Raw genomic sequence first — 22659 nt, forward strand, 5'->3', positions numbered from 1 at the left:
CCCAAGAAGTGTCTCCTACACTTGCCTCGATCCTCACTGCGGGTGGCGGCCTGCTCGCCGGGCTGGCGGTGGCCGGCATGCTGCTGGTGCGGCAGCACCGGACACTGGACCGCTGGCGCGACCTCGCCCATCACGACGACATCACCGGCCTGCTCAACCGGCGCGCACTGCTGACCGCCCTGCGCCGCGCCCTGCGCGACGGTGACCACGTCGGCCTCATCATGCTCGACCTCGACCGCTTCAAGCGCATCAACGACACCTTCGGCCACCAGGCCGGCAATCACGTCCTCACCGCCGTCGGGCGCCGCCTCGACGCCCTCGTACCTCCGGTAAGTCTCGTCGCCCGCCTCTCCGGCGACGAATACGCGCTGCTGGTCACCGGCGACACCGAACAGGTTGCCTCCGCCGCCTCCGCCGCGTGGCGGGCGGTCACCCGCGACCCGATCCCCGTAGGCGACACCTATCTGCAGGTCACCGCCAGCATCGGACACGTTGCCGCGGGCGTTGGTGCTACACCCACCGAGCTGCTGCGGGCCGCCGACATGGCCATGTACGAGGCGAAACAGGCCGGCACCGGCATCCACGCCGCCGGCACCGGCGGCCCGCACCTGCCACGGCACGCCCGCTACCGCGACCTGCCCCGCGGCTGAGCCGCCGCGCTCCAAGGCACCACGTGGACGCCCGAGGAACCTCACCAGGCCATCCAGCGGGTTCACCGCCGCAAGCGAGTAGCCGCCTTAAACCGCGGTTAGTCCTCGCCGAGCACGTGGCCCCTCGAACCCAGCATGCCGCGCCCTCTCCCGACCACCTGCCTGAACAGCCGCGTCCGACCCGCCCGCCCATCAATTTCGCAAGCAATGGAGATGCCATGACCATCTATCAGCCAGGGCAGCGCATCGCCCTGGTCCACACCGGCGATCCGTACACCACCCTGCGGGCCGGGGACACCGGCACCGTGCAACGTCACGACGTTGACCAGCAAACCGTTCACGTCGTCTGGGACAACGGCTCCACCCTGGCGATGTGCCTCGACGCCGGCGACCGCATTCAGCCGCTCCGCGCGGTAGCCGATCCGGTGGGCGCCGACGCCGACCGGTGGGCCAGCAGTCTGGAACTGCTGCGCGCCGCTGGCGCCGAGAGTGGTCGCAACGCCGCCGACTGGTGGGCGCAGGACACCATCGGCGGCCGAGCCTGCGCAGAACCTCGCCCTACGGCGCGACGCATCCTCACCGAGATCGCCGACGGTGACCCGGCCGTACTGGACTTGCTTCCCCACCTCAATCTGTCCAGGGAGTCGGTCGACGGTCTTAGCGAGAGCGACCTGTACGCCGCAGCGGTCGCCGACACCGGGCCAGCGTGGCAGGGTCTCGACGACCACCAGCGGGATACGGCGATCGACGCCTACCGCGACGCCTATGACACCGCCGTCCTGGACCGCGTCGAGCATCTGTGCCGGCTGGCGAGCAGCCCGAACGGCCGCGACCTGTCCCACCTGCATCCCGATCAGGTACGCGTCGGCAGTGTGGGGGTGTTCGCCGGTGACTGGGCCTGGACCGATGTCGACCGGATCGGCGTCGGCTTCGTCGGCACGCTGATCGACCGGTGGAACGGCTGGGCTGTGTTCAGTTGCACCCGGCAGGTCGCCCACGCCATCGTGGCCGACCAGCAGCAGCAACGCCGGTACGTCCGCGAGGCCCTGCAAGGAAGCGGAGTGCCCGAACCGCAGCTGGACGAGCGGGTCAACAGCGAGCTGGCCGATCTACGCGTCGAAGGCGACATCATCATCGCCGACCAGCGTGGCCTGTACGGCGACCCGGAGGCAATCGAGCGTCTGACCCCCGACGCCGACGGCCGCTACGTGGTGATGGGGTGGAACTGGTGCTGGGAAGCCGTCGACCCGTACCTGTGTGACCGGGTCGTGGGTGACCTGCCCGAGCCGGGAGATCAGCAGCAGTTCGAGCTGCTGGCTCACACACCGGGCCTGCGGGTACCGCACACCCGGCTGCGGCTGACCGACGTACAACCCGGCGGCGCCATATCGATCGGCAAGCCCGACACGGCGTTCACCGCGACCCCGGTCCTCGACGACGAGCCGGTCGCCGCGGTCAGCGCCGACGGCACCGGGACGGTGATGCTCGAGCCGCCCGAGGCAGCAATCGCGCACGATGCTCTGCGCTCTTACCTCGCCGGATGCCGCTACCGGGGCCAGCCAGCCGACACTGCGCTCGTGCTACAAGCGGTGGCCCGCGAGCACGTCCTCGGCCAGGCGGTCGCGCTCGCCGGCGCCGACGGCGCCACCGTGCTGCGGCTCGTCGACGACACCGGCCGAATCTACCGTCTGCGACCGCTGCGCCCCATCCCGCGACGCCCGCGGGATTTGCTCCACCTCGGCCGCACGCTCACCCACGCCCCAGGCCAGCGGTGGGAGCTCTGGACCGGCACCAGCTGGTCGACGGTGCCCGGCACCAGCACAACAGCCCACGATGCGGCACAGCCCTGACTGCATGCCGCGCCTACACGTGTCACCTCACCAGGGAGGCCGCTGTGAACACCTATGTCGAGCGGTTCCGGGATGCCGACCGCCGCTACGAGAACATCCGCTGCCGATGGAACGCTCTTCCCACCGCAGAGGCACGCCAAGCCTCCGGCCTGCGGCAGACGCTGGACTCCACCCACGACAAGCGGCAGTCAGCCGCCGCCGCGCTGCTGCACGATGCCGCATGCAGACACACCATCGAACAGAAATCCGGCGTCTATCTGCTCCTCGACGCCACCGGCCGGTGGCGGATAGACCCAGTCACGTTCGACGGCGCGCCGCTGCTCGGCTACGACAACGGCGCGCTCAACGAGGCATGCGAGCACGACGGCAACGACCCGGACGGCGAATGCGACGTCCTCACCCAAGCCGCCGACACCGTCGAGCTGCCCACCGCCGGCGAACTGACCGCCCTCATGCTCAGCTACCTGTGCCAGCACGACGAACTGACCAACCTGGATCTCGACGAACTCAGCGACCAAGAACTGGACAAGCTGACCGCGCACCTGAAAGCCCACCGACGCCCACCAGACAGCTGAATCTTCCACCTCGCAGACCACCGACTCATGTCCACAGGAGTGAACCCAATGCGCCCCAACCCGGCGGCCAACGCCGACCCACCCCACCACGCCTCGACCGCCGACGTGCCGGCCATAGCGGCGCCCGCAGGCCCCGATGCCCCGATCCTCCGACGGCCGCCGCTGCGGCAACCTTCGCTCAACGCCGACGCAGCCGAGCAGAGCCCGGCAGCGGTGACCGGCTCGGACAACCTGTCGGTCGGCGACCCGGCCACCCTGCGAACCCGGCTGCTGACCCGGATGTGTCACACGTGCGTGTTCCGGCCCGGCAACCTCATGCAGCTGTCGCAAGGCCGGCTACACGAGCTCGTCGAGCAGGCCCGCCAGGCGGAGAGCTACATCATCTGCCACAGCACGCTGCCCGGCATGGCACCCGACGACGTGGCACCGGCGGTATGCCGCGGCTTCGCCGACCGGTACTCCACCCAGGCGCTGCAAGCCATCGAGCGACTCTTCGGCTTCACCGAGATCGAACCGCCGCCCAAGTCCACGCCCTGACGGCGCCACCATCCGAGCACACCCCGGCCACCGCCCGCGTGGCCGAAGCCGGGCGCTCGCTGAATGACCCGTGACCGATACGCCCAGCCGGGCGCGGTTACCCGTGTTCAATCGCCGAGATCGAACCGTCCACGACGATCTCGACCCGTCTCCACTGTGCGGCTCCCAGGCCTGCGCACCCGGAGACGGGTGCGCAGGCCTCCTCCGCACTACGGAAAGGCCACGCCCATGACCGCACCCCCGCCCGCCTCCAACGGCCCCGGATACCTGTACCGCAAGGTCGCCCTCTACCTGTGCGATCACCCCGACGAGCTGCTCAAAGTCGGTGACATCACCAGAGCCATCGGCGCTCCTTCGACCGGCGCCGTGTTCGAAGTCGGCAAGAAGATGGCAGCTGCCGGACACGCCACCCACCAGACCAGCCCACACCGCTTCCAGATCACCCAGGTTGGCATCGCCGCCGCCGGTGCCATACCGCCCGCGGCCGGCAGCACCCGTGGCGGCGGCAGAAGCCGGCACGCCGCGCGACCCACGCCGGTCACCCGGCCCGGTGGGCAGCTGTACTACCAGCGCCGGCTCGGCGGCGACTGGGACATCACCGTCCTGCACAAACTGCGCAGGCAGAAGCTGCCAGTCCTGCTGTACGGGCCGCCAGGCACCGGCAAGACCGCCATGCTCGAGGCCGCCTTTCCCGACCTGCTGACCGTCGCAGGCACCGGCGACACCATCGTCGACGACTTCCTCGGCTCCTACGCCCCGCTACCCGGCGGCGGCTACGGCTTCGTCTACGGACCCCTGGTCACCGCCATGCGCGAGGGCCGGGCACTGCTGGTCGACGACGCCACCCTGATCCCGCCACGCGTGCTCGCGGTGCTGTACCCGGCGATGGACGGACGCGGCAAGGTCACCGTCAACACGCCACAGGGTGCCGAGACCGTCGAGGCCGCCGACGGGTTCTACGTGTGCGGCGGCCACAACCCCGGCGTGCACGGTGCCGTGCTCACCGAAGCCCTGGCGTCCCGGTTCACCGTGCAGATCGAGGTCACCACCGACTGGGACCTGGCCCGCCAGCTCGGCGTACCCGCCAAGGTCGTCGCGGCCGCAATCGACTGCAACAACGACCTGGCCGCCGGCCGGATCAGCTGGGCACCGCAACTGCGCGAGCTGCTCGGCTTCGTCAAAGTCCGCGACAACCTCGGCATGGCCGCCGCCCTGTCCAACCTGGCCGGCATCGCCCCCGACGGCTGCCGCACCGAAATCACATCCGCACTGTCGCGGCACACCGGCCAGACGATCAAGCCTCTCGCCCTCGGTAAACGCTGACCCCTACCTGCAATGGAGGCACCCACTGATGTCACAGCCGAGCACCCACCGCCGTCCAGCCCCTCGCATCCCGGCCGCGGTCGATCCAGGCTGGCAGCCCTGGTCCGACGCCTGGACACGGCACGTCCCCGTGCTCACCGGACGCACCGACCTGCACGTGCATGTCGCCCCCGGCGCCGGCGGCGGCGCCCCCGAATGCTTCTACCCGGACCTGCGCCGTATCGAGATCGACGCCCGCTACATCGCCGACACCCCCGACGTCGCCGACCCGCGCAAAGCCGGCCACAAGAAGATCGTGCCCACTGGCTACGGGCTTCTCATCCACGGCAGCGCCCACGCTGCCCACAGTCTGTGGCAAGCACCGCCCGGCACGCCGCCGATCCTCGCCGACACCGCCGAACTCCTCGAAGAGTCGCGCGCCGAAAGCCGCCAACGCAGCCGCCGACGCGCCGACCGCCGCTGGCTACGCCACATGATCAACGCAGTGGTGCATCCCGGCATCGCCCCCGTCGACGATCTCTGGCACGCGGGTGTCCTCGCCGCGCTCCTACTGGCCCGCGTCGACGCCCGGATCCTAGCCAGCAAAGACGTGCGTACCGTCCGGAGCGCCGTGACGGCCGTCGTCGGCCGCCGCCGGCTGCAGCAGCTACGTGACGTGTGGCGGCAGGCCCACTCCGTCGACGACACCGACGCCACCACCATGATCGAGCTGGCCCGCCGGTGGTGCGAGATCCTCGGCATCGACCCGCACCGGCAGCACACCGTTCCCATCCCGGACCCAGGCGCGTTCCCTGGCCTGCTCGAGCAGGCGCTGACCGACTTCCTCGCCGTCACCGCCGGGCTCACCTCCGCCGACTACCAGGCACAGGTACTTACCCGCCGGCACACCCCACCCGATGGCTGGCCGCGCACCAACCCGACCCGCGAGCAGCAGACCGCAGCCCGGCAGCTCGCCGAACGCCTTCAACGAGCACGAACGCGCCACCCCGAGACCGTCCAGCGCGGCTCGGTCGTGCCTCCCGGACGGCTACGGACCCGCAACGCCGTCGCCGCCGAGGCCCAGATCGCCGCAGGGCAAGTACCGACCGCCGCGCCGTGGCAGCACCGCACCCAGCAACCGCCGCCCAAACCCACCCTGCACCTGGCGATTCTGGTCGACCTGTCCGGCTCCATGCACTCCTACGCAGCCGAGTTGTCATCCGCGGCGTGGATCTTTGCGCACGCCGCGCACCGCGCGGAGGCCGTCACCACCACGATCGGCTTCGGTGATCAGACCAGCCTCTTGGTGAGCCCCAGGAGTCGGCCCAGCCACATTCTGCGCATGCAGGCAGGCGGAGGCACCCACACCTTCTGCGACGCGGTGAAGCTCGCCGACCAGCTGCTCAACCTGCGACACGGCCGCGCCCTGCGGCTTTGCGCGGTCGTCTCCGATGGCGCCGTCACCGACAAGCCGGCAGCGCAGAAACTCATCACGACCTTGCACCTGGCCGGTTGCGGCGTGCTGTGGCTGCATCCCGACGGGCTTGCCCGGCACACTTTCGCCGACACCACCGCCATCACCGTCGCCGACCCCGTCGACGCGGTCACCCGCATCGCCGACGCCGCACTCACAGCGCTCGAGAACGCCTAACTACCGAGGGCACACCGACCGTGTGCTTTCAGCCCTGGACGGAGGCGCACGGGTTCGACCAGTTGAAGGACTCGGCCGAAGATCGGACGCGCACCGCACGGCAACTCGCCAACCTCTCAACCGCGACCCTGCGGACAGCAGGAGGAGTCAGACGAACCGTCGCGGACGTCGGTAACCCGCTGTCGCCGCGAATGCCCAAGCCACACAAGTTCCGTGGTACCGACCTCAGAGGCGTTTGCCTGAAGGCCTGCTCGCCGCCGCAGCGGCGAGCAGGCACCTGAGAGCAGAACGGTGCTCTAGAACAGACGGAACCATTGCGCCTTGTTGTTGAGGTTGCAGGGCGCTTGGATGAGATTGGAGGAGTATGCCGGGTCGGACACGTACTGGATGCACTCGTGCTTCCCGTCCTCGAAGTAGGTGTAGAGATTCTTCAGCACCTGCCTCCGCGATGTGCCGGAGCCAACGTTGAAAACCTCCCACTCGTCGCCGCCGTAACCGATTTGGTTGTTGCAGACGAAGCTGGCCGGCCCGCCGCCGCTGCCGAACGAGTTGACGCATCTTCCGGTGGCGATGTTCTTGAACCGATATACCTGGTGACCGTTGTAGGAGCTGAGACCGATGAACGACCAGTTCCGGTAGTTCACCGGCGTCTGGCTGCAGGCCTTGAGCTGAGGATCTTGGGAAACCTCCCGGACGCAGAGCCCGTTGTGGTGGATGAACATACGCCCCGCGGCTTCGGCGGGGGTCGCCACCAGTGCAGCCGCCAACACCGAGACGAGCGCGGCACCCACTGCGATCAAGATACGCGTCAATGTCTGAAACTTAGTCATGAGGCGGGAGCGTATAGGGATGAGCGAGTGCACGAAAGCCCCGCACCTGCGAACTATTGTCGCTTAATGAGAATTTGAGACTTGCGTGTCCGAGTGTATTCGGTGCACTTCCTTGAGTAATAATTCGAATGGCCGCGAGCGCTCACTTGAAAAACTCCAGGAAGGCTGCTAACGGCACGAAAAAGGTACGCAGTTGCGCACCTCTATTGCGAAGGGATTGGTCAGCAGTTGCGCACCGGTCCTGGATTCGCTCAGCCGCTGGGTCGCGACAGGCCCAGCACAACTCCTCCACCGGTGACACATTCCGACCAGCGACTAAGCACGCAGCATCCTGGGAAACATAGCCGGGTCGGCGCCTGGCGGGTCGCCCGGCGCATGCGGTGAGCATGGGCCTACGTCTTCGCGCCTTCTCATGCCTAGCTAACTAAGGGCTTACGCGTCACCGGCATCGGAGTCGCGGCCATACTGCCCGCCGGTAAGCCCTCCAGGCGCTTCAGTCGTCTGCTCTTGGCCGGGGGCCGGCGGCCGGCCGGCACCAAGTCGCAGTAGTGACGTCGGCCGCAAGTGCAACCATGGGGTGCCAGACAGCGGCGTTCCGTTCGGGGAGAACCGTACAGATGTGAGCCGCCGCCTGGCGCCCGTTGGATTCTAGCGTTGTGCCTACGTTGGGCTGCTCGTGGCCATCCTGGCCGGTGTTAAGAGGTGCCGGTGGTTTCCCATTGTGTGGCGCGTGTCGGTGTGTTGGGTGAGATCTGCGGGAGTCAGACGTGACCGCCCCGAGTGACTGCTGTCGGTTCGGCCTCAGCGGCAGGTTGTGATTCGCGGTTCGTGCAGGTGGGTGCAGCCTCGTTGATCGCGAGCGCAGGATGGCAGGACCAAGTCATTTTCTCGTTGTGGAGATTGCGTGGGGGAGCGGTCGCGTATGGGGCGGGACGTGAGGGCCACTGCTGGCTCGTGCCCAGACGCCTTCGGCAATTGCCGGCAATTGACCGTGCCGTCCACCATTCGCTGCGAGAGCCGAGCGTCGGCCGGTGCGACGGCTAAGTCAGCGCCCGAATTGCTGGATGCCCGCGATCAGTTCATCGGCGAGCGTCATGGTGCGGTCGTCCGGTTCCGCGTCGATCTCGGCCAATGCCCGAGTCAGGTTCCGGCGCAGAGTGCGGATCGCGTCGGGGCGGCCGAGTTCGGCGTAGGCGCGCATGGCGTCGCGGTACAGCTGTTCGCTGTATGGGCTGTGCGCGATGGCGGCTTCCAGGACGCGGGCTTGGTCGGTGGGGTTGCCGGTGAGGGCGTCGGCCAGGGCGAGGTGAGCGTCGAGGGCTTGCTGGCGGATGGCTTCGCGGTACGGTTCCGCCCATTCGTAGTCGGTGTCCTCGGCCAGCGGGCCTTGGTAGAGCGTCACGACTCGGTGAAGTGCGGTGATGCGTTGCTGCGGGTTGGTGGCTTGGTGGGCTTCGCGGATCGCGGCGCGCATGCGCCACAGGTCGACGTCGATCGTGTCGGTGTTGAGGGCGTACCGCCGGTTCGGGTGGGTCACGTAGGTGGCTGGCCCGCCGATGCGGCGCATGACGGCGCGCAGGTCGGAGACGTAGGTGTAGAGCCGCTCGGAGGCTTTGCTGGCCGGAGCATCGGGGAGCAGGTCTTCCAGAATGGCGTCGACGGTGGCGCTGCCGTCATGCACTGCCAGGTAAACGAGCAGCTCCAGCGCCTTCTTGCGTAGTGTGCGGTCGGGCTTTGCGGCGACGATCCTGGCCGGTCCTAGCACCTTGACGTCGACGTGGCCCGGCGCGGTGTTGTCGTCTCCGGGCGCGTCGGCCGGGGGCTCGCTGGTGAAGACTGTCTCGCGGTCCGGCCAGCGCAAGGCGGTGTCGAGCTCGGCGTAGCGACCGGCGGCAGATGCGGTTCCGCCGCTAATTTCACCGGTGGAACTCGGCGGGTTGGTGACGGGCTCGGTATGAGCTGGTGACGATGCGGCGATGTCGGGATCATCGGTGGCGGCTCGGCCTGCTTCGGTGAGCCGCCACAGGGTGCGTCCGGTGTCCGTGCGGATGATTTCGGTGTGGCCGTCGTGTTCGCGTTGGACGAGTTCGGCGGTGGCCGTCGGGTACGGCACGTCGAGGTGGGCAGCGACAGCTGCCGCGGTCGCGTCGCCGAGCTCGGCCAATGCGCGTAGGACCCGCCCCGCTCGGCCGCGGCTGAGGCTGCCGTCAGCTGTCCCTGGTGTCGCCGGTGGCTGCGCGGTGGTCTGGAGCGGGTGTGCCTTGGTCTGCGGGTGCGGCGGGCCGGTGTGCGCCTCGAGCAGGGTGGCAAGCACGGCGAGCGCATCGGCTTGCGTGAGGACGGTGACCCGGTCGAGGTCGGCGAGCTGCTGGCTGTGGTCGTCGGTGGCTGCCGGTGTGGTGGATCCGTCGGTGTCCACGACGACGGTGTCGCCACTGGGCCAGTCGCCGAGCAAGATGCCGTGGATGTCGAAACGGTGGCCCTGCGAAAGCAGGGCGGCGATGCGAGTGTCGTTGTGGCTGTCGGTGGCGTCGGCCAGCAGCAGAATCGGTGGTGCCGGCTGCTCGTGCGGGTCGGCGGTACGCACGCCGGCGATGGTGTCGGCTTCATGGTCTTGAAGCAGGCGGGTCCGCTGCAGGATCTGCTGTTCCAGCAGGTTGAGGGCTTCTTCGAGATCAGTGGTGATGGTGACGCGGTCGCCGGCCGGCAGAGTATGGCCGGCGTCGCCGAACAGCATGACCGCTGTGATGGCGGGCAGCACCACACGGCCGGCCGGCGCCTGCGGGTCACTGTTGGCCACCGCGGTGGCCAGGAACCCGCGCGCGGCGGCTACGGCGCCGGGCCCGGTCAAGCCGAGACCGGACGTGGGCCACGCCACGGCCACAGGTTTGGTCAACGTGGGAGCGACGGGACGTGTGTCGCCTGGTCGCTGGGGTCCGTCTGCCGCTTCTTTCGTCAGCCCAGCAGCGGGTCCGCTTCGGTCGGCATCATCGTCGCCGGCCTCGGCGGCTTGGGCGGGGATCAGTGCGGTTGAGGTGGCGGTAGAGGCGGTCGTCGCGGGCTCGAGCATGATGCGCAGCCGGCGGCGTATCTCGGTGACCACTGGCGGCATGGCAGCCAGGTCTGGATCGTCGAGGCGCAGCTCAGGGCTGAGCGGGCGGCGGTGGTAACGGCGCCGACGGTGCGCCCAGATGAGGGCCGCGGCGGCTGCGACGGCGGTAGCCAGGCCCGCTTCGAGCCAGCTACCGCTGGTCAGTTGCACGCCCGGCGACGCGTCGCTGGCGCCGGGTGTGCCGTTGGGGGTCGGGACGTACGTCGCGCTGTGTTCGGCAGGCATGCCGGGTGCGGTGTTGGCGCCACCGGGCTCTTCGGTCGGCGCCGGTGCGGTCGTGGTAGCGGGGGCCGGCGGGCGCGATGACGTCGGCGCTGATGGATCGTGCTTTTCGGTTGGCTCGGGACGGGGCTCGTCGGTACCGCTGCGGGCTGGTGGCACGTGATCGGGGGTGTTCGGTGTGGTGGCGGTCGGCGGCAGCTTGAGGGTCCAGCCGGGATAGATGACATCCGGATCGGTGAACCTGCCGCCGACGTCGGGGTAGTCAGTGCCGCGGTTGAGCGCGAAGATTGCCGGCCATGCGTTGGCGTCGCCGAGACATCGTTCGGCGATGCTGGACAAGGTGTCGCCCTCCCGGACGATGACGTGATCGCGGCTCGTGCTGGCTGCTTGCGCTGCAGCGTCCAGGGCGGCCTGCGGCGTTGGCTGGTGCCCGCTGCCTATGCCGGGCGACACATCGTGAGTGTCTCCGCTGGCCGCAGACGGCGGGGCGGCGTGGGCGGTGCTGGCGGCCAGCGGTGCAGTCAGCGCGGTCGCGCCAACAACCGTCGCAACCAGCCCCTGCATGGGCGCGGGCAGATGCGCGACGAGCCGCTCCCAGCGCACCCGCGCGACCCGGCGCAAGATAGCCGCCACCACCAGGCCCGCGATGACCGACCAGATCAACCAGACCGCTATCCAGGCGGTGATCGCGGCATTGCCTGCTTCCAGGGGCGCCTGCGACCACATCTGGACCTGCTGCACCGAGGGCATCTGATGGGGCAGCCCACCGCCAACGGCGAACCCCAGAGGCGCACCGATCAGTAACACGGCTGCGGCCAGCATCCAACGGAGGGCAGCGATCAGCCGGAACATGGTGGGCATTCTCCTGTCATCGGTGAGCCGCAGGGGGCGGTCGTCCGCTTGCTCCTGATCGCTCAGGTCAACGGGTACGGCCTCGAGGCCCGGCGATGGCAGTTGGTGCCGGGCATCGGCACTCGGCCCGCCATGTTGTGGCGGACCGTCGACCTCCTAAGAGCTCGTACACACTGGGACACGGCGCGACCGACCGCATGGTTCACGCCGAAACAGTGCGCACTTGCGTCGGAGATTTCATCGGCGTTTGTCTGTATAACTGGCCGCTGTGTATCCACAGTTGACGATCGATTACGGGTCGGTCGCCACGCGGGCGGTGCTGACGTGGCGGGGTAGCCGGACGCCGCTGATCTTCGACGGGCAGGTGGAACTGTCCAGCGCCGTGCATGTGAGCGACGGGCAGCTGGTCATCGGCGCCCGGGCGTGGCAGCTCGCCGAAAGCGATCCCGACGGGTTCGTGCCCTCGCCACTGCACGCCGGTACCGGTCAGCTGGATGTGCGGGGCACAGCGTGGGAGGTCGCCGACCTGGTCGCGGCGACGCTGAGCCATGTGCATGCCGAAGCCGTCCGGGCCGCCGGGACACCGGTCCGCGAGGTGCGATTGGTCGTTCCTGCCGGGTGGGGGCCGCGCCGCCGTACCTGGATGCGGCATGCCTGCCGGAGCGCCGGCCTACCGGTGACCCGAATGCTCGACACGCCCATCGCGGTCGCACAGGCCGCCATGCCCGCGGGCGCATCGCCGTTGGGGACCACTGCCCTGGTCATAGACATGGGCTCTGGCTGCGAGGTCACCGTCGTGGCGCACGGACCTGCCGGATGGGAAGTGTTGTCCACCCTTACCGACCCGGACGCCGGTGGGAACCGAATCGACGCCGCACTGACTGCCGCGCTGGCCGGAGATCAGCTCGAACAGCTCACAGCCGGCGGACGGTGGACCCTCGTGGCGGCCATCCGCACCGCGAAACAGGCTCTGACCGGCCAAGCGGCCGTGACCGTACCGCTGCTGCCCGGCGAGCCGGCGGTTGTGGTCACCGCCGCCTTGCTCCAGCAGGTATCCCAGCCGATCGCCGACCGGGCCGCGGCGCTGGCCGCCACCGCAGTCGCCAACGCCGATCTGACTCTCGATCAAATCGGCGCGGTGCACCTCATCGGAGCAGCGGCAGCAACACCTGGCGCGGGCACCATGATCGCGGCGAAACTTAGCCGGCCGGTGCAGGTCGGTCCCTGCCCGGGCATCGCCGCAGCGGTCAGCGCCGGTGCACCGCCCGCCCCGGCCGGGCCCGACCATGAGCTGGTGGCGCTGCCGCCGCTACGCCGGCTGCTCGGCATGGCCCTGCCCGGGCTGGCGGCCCTGGTTCTCTACGCCCATTTCCTTCTGTCGGCCGACTTCAACAACGGCACTCCGCAGCGGTCCCGCCCCGGCTACTACGTTCTGGCCAGCTGGGGCGAACTCACCACCGCCTGCGTCCTGATCTCCGTAACAGCGCTGCAAGCCGCCGGGCTGCTGGCGGCGCTGCTCGCCCAGCGCAATCCCGAGACGGATCCGACCGGCGCGGCGCCGTCGCGGATCGCCGGCGGATTGCTCGCCTCGGCCGGCCTCAGCGCCGCACTCGCTGGGCTGTTCGCGGTGACCGCGGCCGAGTTCTTCGCGCTACCGGTATCCGCGCTCATGCGGTGGGCGCTGCTACCGCTCCTACCCCTCCTCGGTGTCGCCGTAGTCCTCGCCGCAGTTAGCCACAAAACGTCCCACCCGCCCGCGGGCGGATGGGACCGCCTGCTCACCTTCCCCGCCTCTTCGGTGATCACCGCGACGGCCGGCATCGTGGCCGTCGCATTGTGGTGGCAAGGCTCGCTGCCGGCTGCGCTCAACGGATGGGGCGGCACTATCGGCACCGCCGGCGGACTGCTCACCGGCATCGCCATCGCTTGTACTCTCGTGCGCAATCCGGCCGGGCGGACGATCCTCGCCGTTTTCACCGCGCTGTTCACCCTCGTCCTGTCGCGATCGGGCCCAGAAACGATCGCCGTCATCTACGCCCTCAGCGTGGCCGCCTTATACGGCATGCGCACGTGGGCGGCGACCAACCGCCATGCGCGGCCGTTCGCCCCTCACTTCCAGTCACAGGAGCTTCCGTCACAGAGCGGCCTTGGGTAGAAACGTCGATTGGAGGAGCCAGTCCGTGTTGCCGTTCGACACCGTCCACGCCATCACCACCCGACTGATCGCATCGGCCGACACCGGCCTGCATGAAATCCCCCGGCCGCCGACCTTGCTGCTCCTGCATCGAAGAAGCAGTCGCGCTCACCGGCACGCACTTCAGATAGACGTTCACCGGGCGAAGCTGGCAGAGGGCTATCCGCGGCGTCAGTCAGCAGATTTACTTCGCGACGTCGCGCGGCGCCTGTCCGACTCGCACCACACTCCCGGCAGCACCAAGCCGCTTCTTGGCGCGTCACGCCGCGAAGTACTAGCAGCGGGGATCGGCTACGACACTGTTTATGACAGCGGTGGCGAACCAACCCTGGCATACCGCATTCAGGCCTTGGACATAGACACACGCGCCTACGAGCTCAACTGGCGTCCCGGGGAGTCGCACCCATCCGTCGTGGTCGACGAGCGAGCCGATCCAGCGCTCACCGGCACTCTGCGCAGCCTTGCGACTCTGCTCGCTGCCGTGAACCAGGGCAGCCCGCCGAGCCGCCTGCCACGGACAAGTTCTCCGGTCACGGCGTCACCAACCATCGAACTCGACGACCAGGTCACGACACCTGGTCGTACCCGGGCACGCCGAGGACAGGGCGCCCGCGCACTCCGTGGCCGGCTCGTACGGCAAGGCGCGGGCGACAGCAGGCACCTTCGCACCGCCTTGCTCATCGCTACCAGTATTGCCGTCTTGATCGTGACGGAGCACCAGCGGTGTAGGAGGTGAGCGCCGGTGCGCCGCAGCGCGGCCACGATCAAAAGGTCGGCCGGCCGCTGGCGGCGGAAGCGACGTAACCGCCCGGGGCAGCCGTTGGCAGGCCGTCATCAACGGTGCCCCTCTCGCGTTGCCGGAATCGGCACCCGTCCTGGCATCGAGACGGACCTCTACAGTGAAAGTCATGCCGAGTCGCCAGGATCAGCTCCACTCCTACCAGTACGCGAACCAGCGTGTGGTGGCAGCGTTGATCAGCCAAGACCCGGACCCTGCCCGCTCGCCGATGCGCCGAGCAGGCATGACAGCGCTGGTCAGTTTGCTGATCGCAGCCCTAGCTGTCGGCGCCGTGACGGTCTACGGCGTGCTCACCGGCAACAGCACCACGAGCCCGCGCGACGCCGGCGTCATCCTGCAGGAGAAGGGCACCGGCGCCCAATTCGTGTTCCTGAAAGCCGACAACCGGCTGCATCCTGTACTCAACTACAGTTCCGGCCTCCTACTCGCCGAAGGCTCACCACCTCCGGTGAGAACCGTATCGTCACGCAAGCTGGCCGATGTCCCCCTCGGTCCCGAGCTGGGGATCCCCGGGGCACCAGACTCACTGCCGCAGCAATCTTCCCTGCTCAGCGGCCCCTGGTCGGTCTGTACCCAGCGCCGAGGAACCGTGTCGTGGTCGACCGTGCTGGTCGGCACGAGGCCATCGGACGGCCGCTTGGCGACCACGACCCGGGAAGCTCTCCTGGTTCGAGCGCCTAACGGGCGAGTCTCCCTCATCGACGGCAACCGCCGATTCACCATTCCCGCGGGAACGGAACTGCGGACACAGCGCGCGCTCGGCTGGGCGGCTCAGACACCCTGGCCGGTGGCCGCCGCCTGGATCAACGCCATCCCCAGCGGACCCGACCTGACCGCACCGCAGCTGCCCGACCCTCCCGGGCAATCGCCTGTGCAAGGGGTCAAGATCGGCCAAGTGCTGACCGACCTAGGCGGAACGCAGTTCGCGGTGCTGTTGTCCGACGGCGTTGCCGCCATCACACCGATGCAGGCGCAGCTTTTCCAGGCCCGTCCTGGTGCTCGAGCACCGGTCCCGGTCAACAACTTCGTCGACCTACGTCCCTCACGAACCAAGGTCACGGACGCAGGGGAGCCCGGTGGGCTGCCGGCGACAGTGCCCACTCTGGCTGAGGGCACTCCGCAACGCGCGTGCATCACCGTGCCGATCCGGGACGCGACCAAAGACGGCATCCGCATCGATCCCACGATCCCGGACGGCACGGCGATCCCCGCTTCCACCGTCTCGAGCCAAGTACGGGCCGACGCCGTGTTCGTGCCTAGAGGAGCCGGCGCCGTCGTCGTCTCCGCGGCGGGACCGGACGCCCCACCCGCGGGAACAGTGGCCGTCATCACTGACACCGGAACCATGCATCCACTGGCCAGCCCAGATCTATTGGCCAGACTTGGCTACGGCAAGGTCAAACCCGCCGCCGTGCCCGGTGAAGTCCTGAGCCTCGTGTCGCCCGGGCCACCGCTCGATCCCGAGCGCGCCAAGCAGCCGGCGACAGCCGATTGACGTCTACGCCAGTCCTTCACCGAACTAGCGGAGCCGTCGTGGAAAGATACCGGCGTGCCTAGCCCCCGCCTGGTCCCCGACCGGCCGGCGTGGCGGCCGTTCGTGGTCTTTACCGTAGTGGCCGGACCCCTATCAGGCGCGCTGCTCTGGCTGCGACCGAGTACTGCGGTCATCGTCCTGTGCGCCCTCGCCGCCATCTTCTACCTGGTCGCGGCAGCCAAACTGCTCCACAGCGCATGGTTCTGGCGATCACGCTCGGACTACGCCGCCGCAACATCAGCCTTCATCGCTGCCGTTTCGCAGCTGCGACCGGTACCGGTGATATACGAAAACTCCGACGATAACGTTGTCCTGGCTCGCACTCGGCACCGGCGCGCCTGGTTGCCGATGCATACACTGCATGTCGTATGGCGGATCGAACGATCCGACCTGGAGGACTGGCTCGCAGCCGCGACCGATCGCGCCAGGGCGCCAACTGTCGTAGTGACGCGACACTTGTTCACTCGACATAGCCCCGTACGGACTACCTTCGATGCGCACAAGGTGACCGGCGGCGGGGGAGGGACGCTGTGGGCCGCTGCATCACCGCGCTGGACGCCGGTCTCCCGTGCTCAACGACGTCAATGGCAGCGAAGCGGAGTGATCTATGCTTCGACGCTCGAGCTGGAAGAGGCCACGCGCGTCGTCCGCCAAAGCCATCCGATGACTCCACCCTCCTAACTGACCGGTCGCGAAGGCCTCAGTGCCGACCACTCGAGCCACGGGTATTCGGTCTCGTAGAGTTCAGCGCCGTGGGCGGAAACAGATCTCGGCGCCCGGTCCGCCCGATTCAACCCCGATAGGCTGGTACGGGTGCCAACGCCACGGTCGGTGGTGCGCAGTGCCAGATCGGGTCGAACACTTCTGCGGCTAGGCTCAGGAGCACACCCGTGGATATCGTTGGATGGATTGCCGGGCCGACGCCCGCTCCCACGACATGCGAGTCACACAACGGATCGACTCCAAACGCTCAACGAACGCAAACAGAGCGCTCCCGGCACGAACGGCGGCGTCATCATGATTGTGAAAATCGCCGACAGCAGCAACGGAGTGACGCGGATACAGGCCGCAGGCGAGATCGACATGGCGACCGTTGTACGGCTCGCCACGGCGATGACGGACGCCATCTTCACCGCCGGCACGGTCAGTGTGATCGTCGACATGGCCGATGTTACGTTCTGCGACTCCTCCGGCATTGCGGCGTTCGACCGAAGCTACTTCCTCGCCGCCGAGCGAGGCATCAGCTTCCGACTGATCAGAGTGCGGCCGGAGGTGTGCCGCGTACTAGAAATCACCGGCATGCTGCACACTCTCACCCAGTCGTAAGCATGTATCGCGCTAACGCCCCTCATCCGGATCCTCGCCGGGCGACTCTCGGCAGCCGCCGGGTTAGCTGGGAAGTTGCCGGTGAGCGCGTCGCGGTATGGGGTCTCGGGCGGCTGTCCGGTGCCCTTACATCTAGGACGACGACCTCCAGACCTCTCGAGTAAGCTCACGGCTTTCCGGACCATTCAAGTCGGTGGAAGCCGACTCAATGCGGATCGCCACCGAGTAAGGGACCGATCGCCTACAACTCGACGACCATGGTCGTCACCGAACGTATCTCCGTGCGAACCACTGCGCGGTATGCGGGTGCAACCCTCCGCACGCGCACCTCCCGAGTGAGCGTGCGGCGGCGCCCAAGAGACCCGCTCCTTCGGGGCTGTTCACGCGCCGACGTGGATGCCGGGGCGACGAGCGGGGTCTTTCTCGTGTTCGCGGATGATCTCGCGGGCGACGGGGGCGGTGTCGCCGCGGCCGAGCAGGAAGTAGCGAACCATGTGCACCAGTGGGCTGCCTTCGGCCCAGGCGAAATAGCAGTGGGGGCGTACCCCCGTGCAGTCCCGCAATGCCAGCAGAATCACGGCGATGGCGTTCGGCGCGGCGGGAGCCGCAGCGCGGAGCACGCGGTGACCGTCGATCTCCACACCGCGGACGCTTAGGGCGTCGCTGAAAGTCGACGGGTCCACGACGTCGATCTCTAGGAAGATCACGTCGGCGCTGCCGGGGACGGGGTTGTCGCCGCGCTGCTCACGCTCTTTAGCCGCATACTCGGCGGCGTCGCCGGTCTGCCGACGGTTGGCGATGAGGTTGATCTGCCCGTCGTAGGCGATGGTGTCGGTGATGAACCGGCGGGCGTTGTCGTCGAACTCGATGCGGTCGGCGCGTAGTTCGGTGGTCCGTGATACCCGGGAGACCAGCGAGACGACGATGATGCCGGCGATGAACATGGCCGAGATGGTGATGCCGTCAGGCTTGTCTATCACGTTCTCGACCAGCGCGTAGCACAGGATTGCGGTCAGCAGCCCGAAACCGATGCCGGCGAGATGCTGCCGGGCTCGGAACACGGCGACGGTGACCGCGAACGCCCCGGACACCATCATGGCCAGGATGCCGGTGGCGTAGGCGCCGGCCTGGGCATCGACGTCGGCGTCGAACGCCATCGTGATGACGATGCTGATGATCGTGTAGACGAGCACGACCGGCCGTACGGCGCGTCCCCATTCGGGAGCCATGCCGTACCCCGGCAGGTAGCGCGGCACGATGTTGACCAGACCAGCCATCGCGGATGCACCGGCGAACCACAGAATCAGTACGGTGCTCATGTCATAGACGGTGCCGAACACCTCACCGAGTTGTTCGTGCGCCAGCCACGCCAGCGCACGGCCGTTGGCGGCGCCGCCTTCAGCAAACTCGCCGGCGGGAATGAGCACCGTCGTGACGAGGCTGCTGGCGAGCAGGTACACGCTCATGATCAGAGCAGCGCCGGTGAGCAACTTGCGGGTGTTCTGGATTCGGGAGCGCAGGCGTTGCTGCTCGTCCGCGCCGGTGGCGGCAACCAGCGGCATCATGCTCACGCCGGTCTCAAACCCGGATAGGCCCAACACCAGCAGCGGGAACGCAACCAAGGCAGGCACGACCAAGTCACCGGCGCTGCCGCCACCGGCGGTCAGCGCAGTCGTCCACGCCGACCAAGCGCCGGGAGTGGTGACGATCTCGACGATGCCGACGCCGATGATCACAGCGTTCAGGCCGAGGAACACCGCCACCAAAGGGATGGCGACGCTGACGGCCTCGCTGAATCCAAGCAGAAACACCCCACCCAGCACGAGCAGCAGAACGACCGTGAGGGCGACCGCGTGGCCGTGCAGGAACTGTGGGGCGTGCGGGTTCTCCAGTACGTGCAAGCTGGCGTCAGCGGCCGACAGAGTGATGGTGATGATCCACGACGTGGCGACGAATCCCAGCAGCACAAGCACGAAGATCTTCCCGCGCCAGAACGGCAGTAGTCGTTCCAGCATGGCCACCGATCCGGCGCCGTGCGGGCTCTCCTTGGCCACCCGCCGGTACATCGGCAGCATCCCGAGCAGTGTCAACCCCACGATCAGCAGCGTGGCAAGTGGGGACACGGCTCCGGCTGCGGCCGCGGCGATCGCCGGCACGTAGGCGAGGCTGGAGAAGTAGTCGACACCGGTCAGGCACATCACCTTCCACCAGGCGTGGTGCTCAGCGTGTGCCTCGTCGGCAGCCCGGCCGACCGGCTGGACCTGGTGCTTGAGCAGCCACGTCGGTAGCGTTCCGCTGCGGCGGTCGCGCCGTGCCGGTGTGTCCACGACCGCAGGAAGCGCGTACGCGGGCCTCGGACCGGAGGCCTCGGCCTCGTCGATCGTGCTCATGGCTCACTTCCCGTAGTGGCTGCGGCGGTGCCGTACCGCCCTTGTCACGCTACGGCTGCCCTTTTGAGCAAGCTGCCGCAGAGGCATGCTTCCCCCGAAATGGCCCTGCGCAAGCACACGCGTCGCTGCATCCCAGGACCGCAGCCATTGAGCTCGTATTCCGGCGCCGACGCCCAGTCATGGGGGCAGCGGGGCATCGGCCGCGGTGCTCACGGAGTTACCGCGTCCGTCGGCCGAGAAGGGCGTCACTCGATTTGGATGGCGAGGATGGCCAGGTCGTCGTGCATGGGGTGGTCGCTGAAGCCGACGACTTTCTTGTGGACGTGGTTGACCAGGTCGGCGGCGGTCCCCGTGGGTGCTTGGGCGATGATGCGGTGTAGTCCGGTGTCGCCGAGGAAGGTGTCGCCGGTGCGGCGTTCGCTGGCGCCATCGGTGTACAGCAGGACTGTGTCGCCGGGGTGCAACTCGTGCCGGGTGACCGTGTGGCGCGGCCGGCGTGTAACGCCGAGCGCGACGCCGTTGGTGCCAAGCGGCTGCACATGGCCGTCAGCGCGCCGCAGGACCGGTTGTGGATGCCCTGCAAGGGTGAGATCCATCTGCACGGGGCTGGTGCCGAGGTTGAACGTGGCGTAGGCGAGGGTGCAGAACCTGCCGTCGGTGGTCTCTTCGAGCAGGGCGGTGTTGACGGCGGCCACAGCCTGGTCGGCGGCGGGCAGGAGCCGACCGAAGGCGCGGGTGCTGTGCCGGACCAGTGCGGTGCGGGATGCCGCGATCGGGCCGGTGCCGCAGATGTCGCCGATGGTGGCTACGAGCCGCCCGTCGGGGGCGGTGAACACGTCGTAGAAGTCGCCGCCGGCTTCCAGGCCGCGTTCGCTGGTGTGGTAGCAGCTGCCGAAGTTCAGCCCAGGAATCGTCGGGAGTTTCCGGGGTAGCAGACCTTGTTGAAGCAGGTGAGCGACTTGGCGTTGCTGGTTGAAGGCGCGGATGCGTTCCACGGCGGCGGCGGTCCGGCGACCGAGCTCGGTCGCGAAGCTGATGTCGCGATCGATGAATGGTTCCTCGTCGCGGCGGATCAGAGTGAGAGTGCCGATACGTCGGTCGGCGTGTTGCATCGGGGTGACCAGCCACGAGGATGCTGTCGCCTCGGCCAGGGCAGCGCGGTGCTCGGCGTTGCGGGCGAACCGGTCGAATGCGGCGGCCGGGTCGACGACCAGCTCGGGCTGCCCGGTGCGCAGTACCCAGCCGACGCCGGCGGGTGAGTCCGCGGCCGGGGGGAAGCGCTGGAGCAGGGCGTGCAAGGCCGTCAGCCGGCCGGGATCGGTGTCCGTGCTGGCCGCCAGGCGCGGCGCGGCTTTCGGCTCGGCGAGGTGGATCAGCGCGCCGCTGGACAGGCGGGGCACGATCGTCGCGAGCAGTGAGTCGAAGATTTCCTGCTCGTCTGCTGCGGCCGCCAGCGGGTCACTGAGCGCCGACAGGATCTCCAACTGGGTGTAGGCACGCGCGGAGGCCTCCCGGTGGCGGGTGCGGTCCAGCGCTTGAGCGCACTGGCTGGCCAGAGCGGTCAGGAACGCTCGTTCGGTGGGGTCGAAAGTGTGCTGGGTGGCGAAGTGGAAGCTGACTGCTCCGAGCAGCCGGTCGTCAACGGTCAGCGGTAATACCGCCGTGCTGATGGTGTGGTCGGTGAAGAACTGTTCGGCCTGCGGGAAGGCGGCTGCCCGCTCGGCGGCGTGGGTGAAGTACATCGGCTGGCTGGTGCGCAGCACGTGGGCCATCGGGTAGGGCGCGTCGATGTCGAATGCGAGTCGGTCCGGCACCGTGGTGGAGGTGTTGTGGCTGGAGGCCACGACGAACCGACGTCCTGTGACATCGGGTACGACCACGCCGCCGCTGTCAGCGCCCACAGCGGCCACCCCGTGCACGATCAGCGTGTCGACCACGGCGGCCGGGGTGTCCGCGGCGGCCAGTTGCGCAGTGATGGTGGTCAGGACCTCGGCGCGGGCCAGGTCGATGCCGGCGTCGCGCAGTTCCCACAGCAGAGTGTCGGCGCCGATGCGGCTGGCGTGGTACGTGTAGCCGCCGGGCCGGTAGGTCTGCTCCTCGGTCCAGTGAAAGCGACCCGACTCGGGTACGCCGGTGTTGAGCACCCGCATGCAGACGGCGAACGTGCCGTTGGCCAGCATCTGCGGCCACAACTGGCTGCACAACCCGCCGATCACGCGGTCCGGTTCGGGGTGACCGGCCCGGGCGGCCGCGTTCAGGTAGCCCAGCCGCATGTCGATGGCCGTTCCAGCTGCGTCGCGTACTGCGGTCGACAGCGTCACCGCTTCCGACAGATTCTCCAGCGCCGCGTCTCGTGCCAGCCGGTTCAGCGTCCCGGCGGCGGCCGCGCGGTCGTGCACGGGCCGATGCACCACCGGATCGTCAGCGCCCGGCATGTTCACGCGACGATGCCCGGTCTGCTGGCTGCGGCACGTTCGATGACTCGGTACACCGTCTGCCGGGACACCTGGAACAGCTCACCCAGCTCGGCGTGGGTGTGTTCGCCAGTGGCGTGCAGCTTGATCGGGTGCACCTGAGCGGCCGCGGACAGTTTCGGCGCGCGGCCTTGGAGTTTTTCTTTGGCGCGGGCGATGGCTATGCCTTCGCGAGTGCGCATGCGCAGCAGGTCAACCTCGCGGTCACGGCCGCAGCGTACCGGATAACCCACTGCTCATTGGATAAGCCAGCGGACACGCTATGTGTGACACCCGCTCCGCTGATCAGCGTCCGACCTCGGCAGAGCCGCCATGTGTCCGTTGGGGGAACGGCCAGCGGACCGTGCCCCGCGCTGCCTCA

General features: G+C 68.3%; 14 protein-coding genes and 1 pseudogene. 10 read left to right on the top strand and 5 right to left on the bottom strand.

Annotated elements, in window-relative coordinates:
• Positions 1 to 8 precede the first annotated feature (8 nt).
• The 6 genes and pseudogenes from ACSNN8_RS13920 to ACSNN8_RS13945 all read left to right on the top strand — a co-directional run bounded on the left by ACSNN8_RS13920 (position 9) and on the right by ACSNN8_RS13945 (position 6565).
• Entirely contained in the window at positions 9 to 650 is a 642-nt protein-coding gene (locus ACSNN8_RS13920) for a GGDEF domain-containing protein (protein WP_436649590.1), read from the top strand.
• Between the two features lie 218 nt (positions 651 to 868).
• Positions 869 to 1936, top strand: a pseudogene (locus ACSNN8_RS13925) (DUF4314 domain-containing protein); the annotation flags it as partial.
• Positions 1937 to 2544: 608 nt separating this feature from the next.
• A complete protein-coding gene (locus ACSNN8_RS13930; RefSeq protein ID WP_436649591.1) occupies positions 2545 to 3075 on the top strand; it encodes a hypothetical protein in 531 nt (176 codons plus the stop codon).
• A 48-nt stretch (positions 3076 to 3123) separates the two neighbouring features.
• Positions 3124 to 3612 (top strand): hypothetical protein, encoded by a 489-nt coding sequence (locus ACSNN8_RS13935; RefSeq protein ID WP_436649592.1) that lies wholly within the window; start codon positions 3124 to 3126, stop codon positions 3610 to 3612.
• Positions 3613 to 3840: 228 nt separating this feature from the next.
• Entirely contained in the window at positions 3841 to 4935 is a 1095-nt protein-coding gene (locus tag ACSNN8_RS13940) for an AAA family ATPase (protein WP_436649593.1), read from the top strand.
• 130 nt (positions 4936 to 5065) lie between these two features.
• On the top strand, positions 5066 to 6565 hold the full coding sequence (locus ACSNN8_RS13945) for a VWA domain-containing protein (RefSeq protein ID WP_436649594.1): 1500 nt from the start codon (positions 5066 to 5068) through the stop codon (positions 6563 to 6565).
• 296 nt (positions 6566 to 6861) lie between these two features.
• Here ACSNN8_RS13945 and ACSNN8_RS13950 read toward each other — a convergent pair whose 3' ends face one another.
• Complete coding sequence (locus ACSNN8_RS13950; RefSeq protein WP_436649595.1) at positions 6862 to 7395, bottom strand: hypothetical protein; 534 nt, start codon at positions 7393 to 7395, stop codon at positions 6862 to 6864.
• Positions 7396 to 8440: 1045 nt separating this feature from the next.
• Positions 8441 to 11581, bottom strand: coding sequence for a BTAD domain-containing putative transcriptional regulator (locus ACSNN8_RS13955; RefSeq protein ID WP_436649596.1), 3141 nt, complete (start codon positions 11579 to 11581; stop codon positions 8441 to 8443).
• A 280-nt stretch (positions 11582 to 11861) separates the two neighbouring features.
• On the opposite strand from ACSNN8_RS13955, the gene ACSNN8_RS13960 reads away from it, so the two are divergent.
• From ACSNN8_RS13960 to ACSNN8_RS13975, 4 genes are all read left to right on the top strand, one after another.
• A complete protein-coding gene (locus ACSNN8_RS13960) occupies positions 11862 to 13736 on the top strand; it encodes an Hsp70 family protein (protein WP_436649597.1) in 1875 nt (624 codons plus the stop codon).
• Between the two features lie 25 nt (positions 13737 to 13761).
• Entirely contained in the window at positions 13762 to 14511 is a 750-nt protein-coding gene (locus tag ACSNN8_RS13965) for a hypothetical protein (RefSeq protein ID WP_436649598.1), read from the top strand.
• Between the two features lie 172 nt (positions 14512 to 14683).
• The gene (gene eccB, locus ACSNN8_RS13970; protein WP_436649599.1) at positions 14684 to 16069 is read left to right on the top strand and encodes a type VII secretion protein EccB; all 1386 of its coding nucleotides are present in this window, start codon (positions 14684 to 14686) and stop codon (positions 16067 to 16069) included.
• Positions 16070 to 17131: 1062 nt separating this feature from the next.
• Positions 17132 to 17434 (top strand): STAS domain-containing protein, encoded by a 303-nt coding sequence (locus tag ACSNN8_RS13975; protein WP_436649600.1) that lies wholly within the window; start codon positions 17132 to 17134, stop codon positions 17432 to 17434.
• A gap of 380 nt (positions 17435 to 17814) precedes the next feature.
• Here ACSNN8_RS13975 and ACSNN8_RS13980 read toward each other — a convergent pair whose 3' ends face one another.
• The 3 genes from ACSNN8_RS13980 to ACSNN8_RS13990 form a co-directional block, all read right to left on the bottom strand.
• Entirely contained in the window at positions 17815 to 19824 is a 2010-nt protein-coding gene (locus ACSNN8_RS13980) for an amino acid transporter (protein ID WP_436649601.1), read from the bottom strand.
• 245 nt (positions 19825 to 20069) lie between these two features.
• Complete coding sequence (locus ACSNN8_RS13985) at positions 20070 to 22259, bottom strand: GAF domain-containing SpoIIE family protein phosphatase (protein ID WP_436650718.1); 2190 nt, start codon at positions 22257 to 22259, stop codon at positions 20070 to 20072.
• A 2-nt stretch (positions 22260 to 22261) separates the two neighbouring features.
• On the bottom strand, positions 22262 to 22531 hold the full coding sequence (locus ACSNN8_RS13990; protein ID WP_436649602.1) for a helix-turn-helix domain-containing protein: 270 nt from the start codon (positions 22529 to 22531) through the stop codon (positions 22262 to 22264).
• Between the last annotated feature and the right edge of the window lie 128 nt (positions 22532 to 22659).

This window comes from Actinoplanes sp. URMC 104 (assembly GCF_051386375.1).
Lineage (GTDB): Bacteria > Actinomycetota > Actinomycetes > Mycobacteriales > Micromonosporaceae > Actinoplanes.

Coding starts and splice junctions, on each gene's coding strand:
- ACSNN8_RS13935 (WP_436649592.1), top strand. CDS start 3,124: ATGCGCCCCAACCCGGCGGCCAACGCCGACCCACCCCACCACGCCTCG.
- ACSNN8_RS13940 (WP_436649593.1), top strand. CDS start 3,841: ATGACCGCACCCCCGCCCGCCTCCAACGGCCCCGGATACCTGTACCGC.
- ACSNN8_RS13950 (WP_436649595.1), bottom strand. CDS start 7,395: ATGACTAAGTTTCAGACATTGACGCGTATCTTGATCGCAGTGGGTGCC.
- ACSNN8_RS13955 (WP_436649596.1), bottom strand. CDS start 11,581: ATGTTCCGGCTGATCGCTGCCCTCCGTTGGATGCTGGCCGCAGCCGTG.
- eccB (WP_436649599.1), top strand. CDS start 14,684: ATGCCGAGTCGCCAGGATCAGCTCCACTCCTACCAGTACGCGAACCAG.
- ACSNN8_RS13980 (WP_436649601.1), bottom strand. CDS start 19,824: ATGAGCACGATCGACGAGGCCGAGGCCTCCGGTCCGAGGCCCGCGTAC.
- ACSNN8_RS13985 (WP_436650718.1), bottom strand. CDS start 22,259: ATGCCGGGCGCTGACGATCCGGTGGTGCATCGGCCCGTGCACGACCGC.